The following is a 12,074-nucleotide window of genomic DNA, read 5'->3' as shown; positions in this document are numbered from 1 at the left end:
AGGAGGCCCGGTGCCGGGAACGCACCGGGCCTCCCGTCCGTCACGGATCACGTCGACGACCGCGCCGCGCTGTCCACAGGCCGCGCACGCGCGCCGCGCCGTCCACAGGCGTCGCGCCGGCGCGGACATCGGCAATAGGCTGTGCGGGACGGGCCGGACCGGTCCGAGCACCACGGAGAGGGCGTGCATGGACAAGCAGACGGACTTCGTGCTCCGCACCATCGAAGAGCGTGGCATCAAGTTCATCCGACTCTGGTTCACGGACGTCATCGGGACCCTGAAGTCGGTCGCGATCGCCCCGGCCGAGGTCGAGGGCGCGTTCGCCGAGGGCATCGGCTTCGACGGCTCCGCGATCGAGGGCCTCAGCCGCTCGTACGAAGCCGACGTGCTGGCCCACCCGGACCCCTCGACGTTCCAGATCCTGCCGTGGCGCGGCGAGATCGACCCCACCGCGCGGATGTTCTGCGACATCGCCACGCCCGACGAGCAGCCCGCCGTGGCCGATCCGCGCAACGTGCTCAAGCGCACGCTGGCCCGCGCGAGCGAGCGTGGGTTCACGTTCTACACGCACCCCGAGATCGAGTTCTACCTGCTCAAGGACCGCGACTGGAAGGACGGCGGCCCCAAGCCCGTCGACCAGGCCGGCTACTTCGACAACGTCCCCGGCGGCAGCGCGCACGACTTCCGTCGTCGTGCCGTCCGCATGCTCGAGGACCTCGGCATCTCGGTGGAGTTCTCGCACCACGAAGCCGGCCCCGGCCAGAACGAGATCGACCTGCGCTACGCCGACGCGCTCACCATGGCCGACAACATCATGACGTTCCGCACCGTGGTCAAGGAAGTGGCGATCGAGCAGGGGGTCTACGCGACCTTCATGCCGAAGCCGATCTCCGGCCAGCCCGGTTCCGGCATGCACACGCACGTCTCGCTGTTCGAGGGCGACCAGAACGCGTTCTACGAGCCCGGCGGCGAGTACCAGCTCTCTGCCACCGCCCGGCAGTTCATCGCCGGCGTGCTCAAGCACGCGCCCGAGATCACCGCGGTGACCAACCAGTTCGTCAACTCGTACAAGCGCCTGTGGGGCGGCGACGAAGCCCCCTCGTTCGTCACGTGGGGCCACAACAACCGCTCGGCCCTGGTGCGCGTGCCGCTGTACAAGCCCAACAAGGGCCAGTCGTCCCGCATCGAGTACCGCGGCATCGACTCCGCGGCGAACCCCTACCTGGCGTACTCCCTGCTGCTGGCGGCGGGCCTGAAGGGCATCGAAGAGGGCTACGAGCTCCCCGCCGAAGCCGAGGACAACGTCTGGAGCCTGTCCGACTCCGAGCGCAAGGCCCTCGGGTACGCGCAGCTGCCGGCAAGTCTCGACCACGCGCTGTCCCTGATGGAGGACTCCGAGCTCGTGGCCGAGACCCTCGGCGAGCAGGTGTTCAACTTCGTGCTGCTGAACAAGCGGCAGGAGTGGAAGCGCTACCGCGACCAGGTCACGCCGTTCGAGCTGGACACGAACCTGGGCATGCTGTAGTACCCACAGGCAGCTCCGCGCCAGGTACCCACAGGCAGTTCCGCGCCAGGTACCCACAGGCAGTTCCGCGCCACAGTACCCACAGGCAGTTCCGCGCCACAGTACCCACAGGCAGCTCCGCGCCAGGCCGGGTCGATCGGGAGAGAACGTGACAGGACGGACGAAGACGTCGCGCTCCGAGTTGGCCCGGCTGGGCTTCGCGGAGCTGTCGGAGAGCCTGGAGCGGCTGTCCGCGTTGGAGGGCCGGTTCGGCACCGATCTGCCGGTGTCGGTCAGCACGTGGCCGGCGCTGTGGTCGTCGACCGCCGACCCGGACGGGGCGCTGCGACGCTTGGAACGCCTGGTCGAGGCCCACCGCGACGCCTTGCGCCCGATCCTCGACGACCAGGCAGCCACGGAGCGGCTGGTGCGGCTGCTCGGCGCCTCGGTGGGGCTCGGTGAGTTCCTGCAGCGGCGCCCGGCCGAGCTCGACCTGTTGCTGCGTCCGGTCACCGAGCCGCGGACCCAGGCGGAGTACACCGAGTCGTTGACGCAGGCGGTCGACGGTGCCACCGACGAGGCCGCCCGGATGCGCCTGCGGGTGCGCTACCGCCGGCACCTCGCCCAGATCGCGCTCTACGACGTGCTGCACCCGTCGCCGACGCTCGCGTTCCCCGCCGTGGCCGCCGGGCTGGCCGACCTGGCCGGGGCCGCGCTCGACGTCGCGGTCGACGTCGCGCGCCGCGAGGTCCCGTTCCCGGCCGAGCAGGTCGCCGCGACACCGCTGGCGGTCATCGCGATGGGCAAGGCCGGGGCTCGCGAGCTCAACTACGTCAGCGACGTCGACGTCATCTTCGTCACCGAGCCGAACGACACGGTCGACACCGACAAGGCCGTGCGCATCGCGACCCGGATCGCGATCGCGGCGACGCACGTCATCACCGACCTGGCGGCCGAGCCCGCGCTGTGGGAGGTCGACGCCAACCTGCGGCCCGAGGGCAAGGACGGCGCGCTGGTCCGGACCCTCGACTCGCACGTGGCGTACTACGAGCGCTGGGCCAAGGAGTGGGAGTTCCAGGCGCTGCTCAAGGCGCGGCCGATCGCGGGGTCGATGGACCTGGGGGAGCGCTACAGCGCGGCAGTGGCGCCCTTCGTCTGGCGGTCGTCGAAGCGACCGGGGTTCGTCGAGTCCGTGCAGCGCATGCGCGAGCGCGTGACGGACCACATCCCGGACGCCGAGGTGGACCGCCAGCTCAAGCTCGGGCCGGGCGGCCTGCGTGACGTCGAGTTCACGGTGCAGCTGCTGCAGCTCGTGCACGGGCAGGACGACGAGAGCGTCCGCGTCCGATCCACCCTCGAGGCGATGGACGCACTGACCGAAGTCGGCTACGTCGGGCGTCCCGAGGCCGCGCGGTTCGGTCCGGACTACGCGCTGCTGCGGGTGCTGGAGCACCGCATCCAGCTCCGTCAGCTGCAGCGGACGCACATGATGCCGGCCGACGAGGACGAGTTGCGGATCCTGGCGCGTTCCAGCGGTGTCGCGACGGGCGCCACCGCGCTCGAGGCCCGGTGGCGTTCGGTGAAGCTCGAGGTCCGCGGCCTGCACGAGCGCCTGTTCTACCGGCCGCTGCTCTCCGCCGTCGCGGCATCGGACGGGGGCATCGTCCTGACGAGCGGCCAGGCGCGTGACCGCCTCGCCGCGATCGGCTTCGCCGACCCAGACGGTGCCCTGCGCCACATCCGCGCGCTCACCCAGGGCACCTCGCGTCGTGCGGCCATCCAGCGGAACCTCCTGCCGGTCCTGTTGCGGTGGATGGCCGAGGGACCGGCCCCGGACCGGGCGCTGCTGGCGTTCCGGCGGCTGAGCGACACGCTCGGCGAGTCCAGCTGGTTCCTGCGGATGCTGCGGGACTCCTCGGGTGCAGCGCACAGCCTGACGACGGTGTTGTCGGAGTCGGCGTTCCTGGCCGGGCTGCTCGAGCGCTTCCCCGAGGCCGTCGCGTGGCTCGACGAACCCGACACGCTGCTGACGCCGCGGCCGATCGGCGCGTTGCTGTCCGAGGTCCGGGCCACCACGGCCCGACACGGTGACGACGTCGATGCTGCCGCGTCGCTGCTGCGGTCCGTCCGTCGCCGCGAGACCCTGCGACTCGGGATCGCCGCGACGCTCGGCCGACTCGACGTCGACCAGCTGGGACCGGCGCTGAGCGACATCACCGAGGCCACCCTGACCGGCGCGCTCGACCTGGCCCGCCGCGACGCTCCGGACCGCCTGCAGTTCGGCATCATCGCGATGGGCCGGTACGGCGGGCGCGAACTCGGCTTCGGCTCGGACGCCGACGTCCTGTACGTGTACCGCGCACCCGACGTGCCGCCGGAGACCGCGTCGCGTGCGGCCCAGACGATCGTGCGCGAGCTGAACCGGCTGACCGAGGACACGATCTACCCGTTCGACCTCGACAACGACCTGCGCCCCGAGGGGAAGAACGGGCCCGTCGTCCGCACCCTCGAGTCCTACGGCGCGTACTACGCCCGGTGGTCGCTGACATGGGAGGCGCAGGCGCTGCTGCGAGCCCGCGGTGCTGTCGGTGACGATGCCCTGCTGCGCGACTTCGAGCACCTGGCGGACCGCACGCGCTACCCGGCGTCCATCGCCGACCGCGAGGTGCGCGAGGTCCGCCGCATCAAGGCCCGGGTCGAGTCCGAACGGCTGCCGCGCGGTGCGGACCCGGCCCGGCACCTGAAGCTCGGTCGTGGCTCGCTCAGCGACGTGGAGTGGTTCGTGCAGCTCCTGCAGCTGCAGGGTGCGCTGCGGGTCCCGGCGCTGCGGACGACCTCGACCCTCGATGCGCTGGCGGGGGCCGTCGCCGAGGGGCTCGTGGCGCCCGAGGACGGCGAGCGGCTGGCTGCGGCGTGGCGGTTCGCCTCACGGACCCGGAGCGCCCTGGTGCTGTGGTCGGGCAAGACCACCGACGTGCTGCCCGTCGACCGGATCCAGCTCGAGGGCGTCGCCCGCCTGATGGAGTACCCGCCCGGGTCGGCGTCGCAGCTCGAAGAGGACTACCTCGGCATCACGCGGCGTGCGCGGCAGGTGTTCGAGCGCGAGTTCTACGGCACGGTCTGACGCCTCGACACGCCCGGGACGCCCTGTTCGGCCTCTCGGCGACGGGTCGCCGCAGGTGAATTCTGCGTTTCGGATGTCGTCCCCCGGGCACGCCTGGATGTACCCCGGTGGACCTGCGCGGGTGCCGCGGGCCGGATGCTCGACGTGACCGCGCGCCCGTGGGGCGACCGCGTCGACGGCGACCGGCATCTTGTGTACCCGACCAACTGCTGACCAGGGATTTCCGCTGTTGGTGAGCAGAGCCTCCCGGCTGGTGTCCAGAGTGGGAGCGGTACCAGAGTCCGATGGCGCGGTCCACACATCTGCTGACAGCAACCGGGGGGACAGATCCGGGGCGGCGGGCAGGGGACAGGGGTGTACCCCGTAACGAATCCGAAACGCCCCCGAGTGAGGGTCACGTTGCACCGGCACCCTCCGAGATGCATGAATGGTGTCACCCGAACCGACCCCCGATTTCCCGATGGCGCGGAATCTCCACCCCGAACGTTGAAGCAGGGATCGATGTTCACCTTCATTCTGCAGATCAGGCAGATGGTCGACGGGCACCCCGAGTTCTACCTCTTCGCCGTGTACTCCATGGTGATCTGGCTGCTCTGGTTGCTCAAGGTCGTGCTGTCCGCCCGCTACCGCCCCTTCACCGGCACGTACACCGGGACGACGAGTGTCGTCGTCCCGGTGGTGGACGAGCCACTCGACCTGTTCCGTGACGTGATCGGCCGCATGGTCGAGCAGCGTCCCGGCGAGATCATCGTCGTCATCAACGGCGCGCGCAACGAGGCCCTCGAGGAGGTCTGCGACGAGTTCGCCCCACTCGTCCGCTGGACCCACACCCCGATCCCCGGCAAGCGCAACGCCGTCAAGGTCGGCACCGAGATGTCGACCGGGGACATCACCGTCCTGGTCGACTCCGACACCGTCTGGACGCCCGGCGCGCTCGAGGAGCTGCTGAAGCCCTTCGCCGACGAGTCCGTCGGCGGCGTCACCACCCGGCAGCGCATCCTCGAGCCCACCCGCTCGTGGATCACCCGCTGGGCGGACTGGCTCGAGAACTCCCGCGCGCTCTACTCGATGCCCGCCCAGAGCGTCCTCGGTCAGATCGGCTGCCTGCCCGGGCGCACGATCGCGTTCCGCCGGAACATCCTGGTGCGGGTCATGGACAAGTTCATGCACGAGAAGTTCATGGGCGTGTTCCTCGAGGTGTCCGACGACCGGACGCTGACGAACCTGACGCTCAAGGAGGGCTACCGGACCGTCTACCAGTACACCTCGCTGGTCTACACGGACGCCCCGCTGCAGGTGAAGAAGCTGTTCAAGCAGCAGCTCCGCTGGGCGCGCGGCTCGCAGTACAACACGCTGCGCATGCTGCCCTGGATGATCGGGCACGCACCGATCCTGGCGCTGTTCTTCATCACCGACATCATCCTGCCGTTCATGCTGTTCGGCGTGATCGCCGGCTGGATCTACCGCGCGATCACCGGGCAGGGCGAGAACCTGTACCAGGGGATCCTGCACCAGTACGGCTTCTCGACGGGCTTCGTCTACGTCGCCGGACTGATGGTCGTGTCGAGCGTGCTGAGCATGGCCATCCGGCAGATGCGGCACCTGGCCGAGAAGCCCAGCGACTTCTTCCGCCTGCCGATGTTCATCATCGTGTCGACGTTCTTCCTGATGCCGATCCGCCTGATCGGGTTCTTCCGTCTGGCACACGCCAGCGGCTGGGGGACCCGCGCCGGTGCCTACGCCGGCGGACCGATGGAGACCGAGGCCGCGCAGCCCGTCGCCCCCGGTGGGCAGACGCCGGTCAGCCCGGTCGACCGCATCGGACCGGTGACGGACGACCAGGCCGCCGCGGACCGGGCGTTCGACGACCTGTTCGGACCGTCCGCCGCGGCGCACGGTCGCGAGCTGGACGTGTCCACCAACTCGACCTCGACGGTCCTGGCGACCCGGCGCGAAGCGGCCGCCGCGACGGCTGCGGCCGCCACGGCCGGCACACACGCTGCGCCCGCCGCGAAGCCCACCAAGGTCCGTCGCTACAACCCCTACGCGGCCATCCCGTACTGCATCGGCATCGCCGTCTTCGCCCTGGAGGCGTTCCTCATTGTCTGACCTGTTCCGCTCCTCCCACAGCTGGTGGGCCCCGTCCAGCAAGCACGCCAAGCGCACGGCCGTCGGCACCACCGCCATCGTCCTGGCGCTCGGCCTGATCACCTGGTCCGTCTGGGTGTCCCCGTCCAGCCCCGTCGCCACCGCCGTCCACCACGCCCTGGGCGTCAAGACCGCCTCGGACAAGGCTGCCGACCCGGAGGTCCTGCAGACCAAGCTGACCGCCGCCCAGAAGCAGATCTGGAAGCTCGAGGGACAGCTCAAGTCCACGAGCGCCCAGTCCGGTTCGCGCGGTGACCAGCTCGCGCAGCTCAAGGCACAGATCGCCTCGCTGCAGTCCCAGCTCGGTTCGGCCCAGGCGCAGGCCGCCGGCAAGTCCGGCTCCGGGTCGTCCGCCAGCGGGACGGGAGGCTCGTCCTCGTCCGGCGGGTCGGGTTCCGGCACGCACACGGCCAGTTCCGGCGGGGGCGTCACAAACCCGAACACCGGTCCGTCCAAGGACCCGACGACCACCCCGGTCGCCGTCCCGAGCAAGCAGCAGATCCTGGCCCAGCCGTCACGCTGGTACGGGCTGTACACCGAGCAGTCGCCGTTCAACTGGGCCGAGTACGACCAGGTCTCCCAGTCGGTCGGCAAGGCCACGAACATGGTCGGGTTCTTCCAGGGCTTCGACCAGGACTTCAACGCGAACGCCGTCCAGCGTGCGTGGGCCAACGGGCGGCTGCCGCTCATGACGTGGGAGTCCGTGCCGGCGAAGACCGGCAACGACCAGAAGTTCGTCGCGGGCTACACGAACCAGGACATCATCTCCGGCAAGTTCGACGCCTACCTGACCAAGTACGCCGACGCCCTCAAGGCGAACGGGCAGCCGATGGTCATCCGCCTCGACCACGAGATGAACGGCTCTTGGTACAACTGGTCCGAGGGCAAGGACCAGCAGAACGCGCAGGGCTCGTACGTCGCCATGTGGCAGCACGTGCACGACGTCTTCGCCAAGCAGGGTGCCAACGACTACGTCATCTGGAACTGGGCCCCCAGCCGCATCGACAAGCTCGGCAACGCCAAGTACCAGACGCTCGACTACCTGAAGGAGTACTACCCGGGTGACGACGACGTGGACTGGGTCGGCATGAGCGGGTACTACCGCGACGCCGACGAGGACCCGACGTTCCAGAACACCTTCGGCGCGACCGTGGCGCAGCTGCGGCAGGTGGCTCCGGGCAAGAAGATCCTGCTGAGCGAGATCGGCGCGACCGAGTCCGGCACCTCGGTGTCGGGCGGTCAGAAGGCGAAGTGGATCACCTCGCTCTTCGACGCCCTCGCGCAGCCGGCCAACGACGACGTCATCGGGTTCTCGTACTTCTCCGAGACCGCGACCACCGTGGTGGACGGCGTCCGTTCCACCAACGACTGGCGCCTCAACTCGCGTTCTGACAGCCTCCAGGCCTTCGTGGACGGCATCAAGCGCACCGACACCGACTACGACCTGCAGGAGGTCACCCCGTGAGTGCTCCGAAGAAGACCCCGTCCGCCGCCGACGTCCGACCGGCCCCCGTCATCAGTGTGATCGGCACCGGCTACCTCGGTGCCACCCACGCCGCCGCCATGGCCGAGATGGGCTTCGAGACCATCGGTGTGGACGTCGACCCGGCGAAGCTCGCCGCACTGTCCGCCGGCGAGGTCCCGTTCTACGAGCCCGGGCTGCCCGAACTGATCACGAAGCACGTGGCGACCGGCCGGCTGCGCTTCACCGCCTCGATCTCCGAGGCCGTGGCCGCCGCCGACGTGCACTTCGTCTGCGTCGGGACCCCGCAGAAGGCCGGGTCGCACGCCGCGAACCTGACCTACGTCGAGAACGCCACGCGCGGCGTCGCCGAGAACCTCACCCACCCGGGGCTGATCGTCGGCAAGTCGACCGTGCCGGTCGGCACGGCGGCACGGCTGCGCGGGATCGTCCGCGAGTTCACGCCCGCCGGCATCACCGCGGAGCTCATCTGGAACCCCGAGTTCCTGCGCGAGGGCAAGGCGGTCGACGACACGCTGCACCCGGACCGTCTGGTGTGGGGTGGTGCCTCTGACGCCGCCGACGCGGTGATCCGCGAGGTGTACGCCGCGCCGATCAGCGAGGGCACACCGGTCATCACGACCGACCTGGCCACCGCCGAGCTCGTCAAGGTCAGCGCGAACGCGTTCCTCGCCACGAAGATCTCGTTCATCAACGCGATCTCCGAGATGTGCGCGATCACCGGAGCCGACGTCACCACACTCGCCGATGCCCTGGGCCACGACGCGCGCATCGGCCGCAAGTTCCTCAACGCCGGACTCGGCTTCGGTGGCGGGTGCCTGCCGAAGGACATCCGCGCGCTCATGTACCGGGCGAACGAGATCGGTGCCGGGCAGGTCGTCGGGCTCATGCAGCAGGTCGACGAGATCAACATGGGCCAGCGGCAGCGGGTCATCGACATGGCGATCGACTCGGCCGGGGGATCGGTGCTCAACCGCCGCATCGCCGTGATCGGTGCCGCGTTCAAGCCGCTGACCGACGACGTCCGCGACTCGCCGGCGCTCAACGTCGCCGCGGCGCTGCACCTGCGCGGCGCCCAGGTCACGCTGTGGGACCCCGAGGCGATGGAGACGGCCAAGCGGTCGTTCCCGACGCTGAGCTACACGACGTCGATGACCGACGCGATCGAGGGTGCCGACATCGTGCTGGTGCTCACCGAGTGGGACGAGGTCATCGGTGCCGACCCGGCCGCACTGGGTGAGCTCGTCGGGCGTCGTGTGGTCATCGACGCGCGCAACTGTCTCCCGGTCCAGGACTGGGTCAAGGCGGGGTGGACCGTCCGTTCCCTGGGACGGCCCACACCGGTCGCGGGTGCACCCGTGAGCGTGGCAGCGGGGACCTCCGACTCGTTGGCCACGAGCCGCTAGTCACCGCAGCAGACGGGGTCCGTGCCGGGGCGGCACGGACCCCGTTCGCGTGCGCCTGGCCCTGGTCCGTCTCGTGCGCCGAGTCTCGGCCCGGCGGACAGCGTGCGCCGTCCCGCGGGTGTATTCCGTCCGCATCGCCGAGTCTCGGCGGCGCGCATGCGATCGCCACCGCCTGGAGGCCCGGTGCCGGTCCGCCGGACCGGCACCGGGCCTCCAGGCGGTCGGTCCGCACCCACCCCCGCGCAGCCGCGCCGAGTCTCGGCCCGGCGGACAATCTGCGCCGTCCCGCGCGCGCATCCTGTCCGCATCGCCGAGTCTCGGCGCCGCATGCGGAAGGGCCCCGCACCTGACGGTGCGGGGCCCTTCGTGTCGTGCGGGTCGAACTCGAACTCAGACGCCGAAGTACAGCTCGTACTCGAACGGGTGCGGACGCTGCGCCATCGGCAGGATCTCGTTCTCGCGCTTGTAGTCGATCCAGGTCTGGATGAGGTCCTCGGTGAAGACGTTCCCCTTGAGCAGGAACTCGTGGTCCGCCTCGAGGGCTGCGAGCGCGGCGTCGAGCGAGGCCGGCACCTGCGGGATGTTCTTCGCCTCTTCCGGGGGGAGCTCGTACAGGTCCTTGTCGACGGGCTCGTGCGGCTCGATGCGGTTCTGGATGCCGTCGAGGCCCGCCATCAGCTGCACGGCGAACGCCAGGTAGGGGTTGCCGGAGGCGTCGGGCGCGCGGAACTCGATGCGCTTGGCCTTCGGGTTCGTACCCGTGATCGGGATGCGGATCGAGGCCGAGCGGTTGCCCGCCGAGTAGACGAGGTTGACGGGGGCCTCGAAGCCCGGGATCAGACGGTGGTACGAGTTGATCGTCGGGTTCGTGAACGCCAGGACGGCGGGAGCGTGCTTGAGCAGGCCGCCGATGTACCAGCGGGCGAGGTCGGAGAGCCCGCCGTAGCCGTTCTCGTCGTAGAACAGCGGGGTGCCGTCGGACCAGAGCGACTGGTGCGTGTGCATGCCCGAGCCGTTGTCACCGAAGATCGGCTTCGGCATGAAGGTGGCGACCTTGCCCCACTGCTCGGCCGTGTTCTTGACGATGTACTTGAACTTCAGGATGTCGTCCGCGGCGTGGACCATCGTGTCGAACTTGTAGTTGATCTCCTGCTGGCCGCCGGTGCCCACCTCGTGGTGCGCACGCTCGAGCTCGAGGCCCGAGTCGATCAGCTTGAGCGAGATGTCGTCGCGCAGGTCGGCCGTCTTGTCGACCGGCGACACGGGGAAGTAGCCGCCCTTGTACGGGGTCTTGTTGGCGAGGTTGCCGCCCTCTTCGGTGCGACCGGTGTTCCAGGCGCCCTCTTCCGAGTCGACCGCGTAGAACGACTCGTTCTGCGTGACCGAGTAGCGGACGTCGTCGAAGATGTAGAACTCGGCTTCGGGGGCGAAGAACGCGGTGTCCGCGATGCCGGTCGAGGCGAGGTACTTCTCGGCCTTCTTGGCGACCTGGCGCGGGTCACGGCTGTAGATCTCGCCGTTGCGCGGGTTGTAGATGTCGAAGACCATGATCAGCGTCCGCTCAGCGCGGAACGGGTCGACGTACGCGGTCGTCACGTCCGGGATGAGCTGCATGTCGGACTCGTGGATCGACGCGAAACCGCGGATCGACGAGCCGTCGAAGAGCTGCCCGACCGAGAAGAAGTCCTCGTCGACCGTGGACGCGGGGATGTTGAAGTGCTGCTGGACCCCGGGGAGGTCCGTGAACCGGATGTCGAGGAACTTGACGTCCGTGTCCTTGATGAAGGCGAGCACCTCGGAGGAATCACTGAACATGTGAGTCGTTCTCCAATGGTTGGGTGTTGGTCGAGGGAACCTGGAGGCACCCTCCGACGAGGGTATTGACGTGGGGTTTCCCGGACGTGACTACGTTGTTTCGGGCGTGTTACGCACGGGGTGCGCGCCTAAACTCAGGGTATGGCCCGCTCCACTCCACCCTCGTCCGCTGCTGCCGCCGGCTCGTCGGACTCCTGGCCGGGCAAGCTGCTCGGGCTGCCGGAATCGGGCCCTCGGTCGATGAGCGGGATCGGTCGGCGCATCGGTGGGCTCGTCATCGACTGGGCGCTGGCCTCGGTCATCTCGCTGGCGATCGGGACGTACGGCGCGGCGGGCAACTTCGCGACGCTCGGCATCTTCGCGGCGCTGCAGGTGGTCTTCGTCGCGCTGCTGTCCGGGTCGTTCGGCCACGTGTGCGTGGGGTTGCGTGTCGTGCCGATCCGCGGCGGGTACGTCGGGGTCTGGCGTCCGGTGGTGCGCACCGTGCTGCTCTGCCTGGTGGTGCCGGCGCTCATCCACGCGAAGGACGGTCGGCCGCTGCACGACGCCGCGGTGGGCACGGTGCTCGTGCGTCGTTGACCGGGTGCACGGGGC

At 69.5% G+C, this 12,074-nt stretch carries 7 protein-coding genes; 6 read left to right on the top strand and 1 reads right to left on the bottom strand.

Annotated elements, in window-relative coordinates; all coding sequences use genetic code 11:
- Positions 1-187 precede the first annotated feature (187 nt).
- The 5 genes from glnA (MT346_RS14875) to MT346_RS14855 all read left to right on the top strand — a co-directional run bounded on the left by glnA (MT346_RS14875) (position 188) and on the right by MT346_RS14855 (position 9,665).
- On the top strand, positions 188-1,525 hold the full coding sequence (gene glnA, locus MT346_RS14875) for a type I glutamate--ammonia ligase (protein WP_243563875.1): 1,338 nt from the start codon (positions 188-190) through the stop codon (positions 1,523-1,525).
- Positions 1,526-1,673: 148 nt separating this feature from the next.
- The gene (locus tag MT346_RS14870; protein ID WP_243563874.1) at positions 1,674-4,628 is read left to right on the top strand and encodes a bifunctional [glutamine synthetase] adenylyltransferase/[glutamine synthetase]-adenylyl-L-tyrosine phosphorylase; all 2,955 of its coding nucleotides are present in this window, start codon (positions 1,674-1,676) and stop codon (positions 4,626-4,628) included.
- Positions 4,629-5,129: 501 nt separating this feature from the next.
- The gene (locus MT346_RS14865) at positions 5,130-6,737 is read left to right on the top strand and encodes a glycosyltransferase family 2 protein (RefSeq protein WP_243563873.1); all 1,608 of its coding nucleotides are present in this window, start codon (positions 5,130-5,132) and stop codon (positions 6,735-6,737) included.
- Entirely contained in the window at positions 6,730-8,241 is a 1,512-nt protein-coding gene (locus MT346_RS18475; protein ID WP_243563872.1) for a glycosyl hydrolase, read from the top strand. The genes MT346_RS14865 and MT346_RS18475 overlap by 8 nt, the downstream gene beginning before the upstream one ends.
- Positions 8,238-9,665, top strand: coding sequence for a UDP-glucose/GDP-mannose dehydrogenase family protein (locus MT346_RS14855; protein WP_243563871.1), 1,428 nt, complete (start codon positions 8,238-8,240; stop codon positions 9,663-9,665). The genes MT346_RS18475 and MT346_RS14855 overlap by 4 nt, the downstream gene beginning before the upstream one ends.
- A gap of 390 nt (positions 9,666-10,055) precedes the next feature.
- On the opposite strand, the gene glnA (MT346_RS14850) is transcribed toward MT346_RS14855, so the two are convergent.
- Positions 10,056-11,480, bottom strand: a complete 1,425-nt coding sequence (gene glnA / locus MT346_RS14850; RefSeq protein ID WP_071275783.1) for a type I glutamate--ammonia ligase — start codon at positions 11,478-11,480, stop codon at positions 10,056-10,058.
- Between the two features lie 141 nt (positions 11,481-11,621).
- On the opposite strand from glnA (MT346_RS14850), the gene MT346_RS14845 reads away from it, so the two are divergent.
- Entirely contained in the window at positions 11,622-12,059 is a 438-nt protein-coding gene (locus MT346_RS14845) for an RDD family protein (RefSeq protein WP_243563870.1), read from the top strand.
- Positions 12,060-12,074 lie beyond the last annotated feature (15 nt).

It is taken from the genome of Curtobacterium sp. VKM Ac-2922 (genome assembly GCF_022815645.1).
In the GTDB taxonomy this organism is placed as follows: domain Bacteria; phylum Actinomycetota; class Actinomycetes; order Actinomycetales; family Microbacteriaceae; genus Curtobacterium.
This window is presented reverse-complemented; position numbering and strand designations above follow the sequence as displayed.

Coding starts and splice junctions, on each gene's coding strand:
- glnA (WP_071275783.1), bottom strand. CDS start 11,480: ATGTTCAGTGATTCCTCCGAGGTGCTCGCCTTCATCAAGGACACGGAC.
- glnA (WP_243563875.1), top strand. CDS start 188: ATGGACAAGCAGACGGACTTCGTGCTCCGCACCATCGAAGAGCGTGGC.
- MT346_RS14865 (WP_243563873.1), top strand. CDS start 5,130: ATGTTCACCTTCATTCTGCAGATCAGGCAGATGGTCGACGGGCACCCC.
- MT346_RS14845 (WP_243563870.1), top strand. CDS start 11,622: ATGGCCCGCTCCACTCCACCCTCGTCCGCTGCTGCCGCCGGCTCGTCG.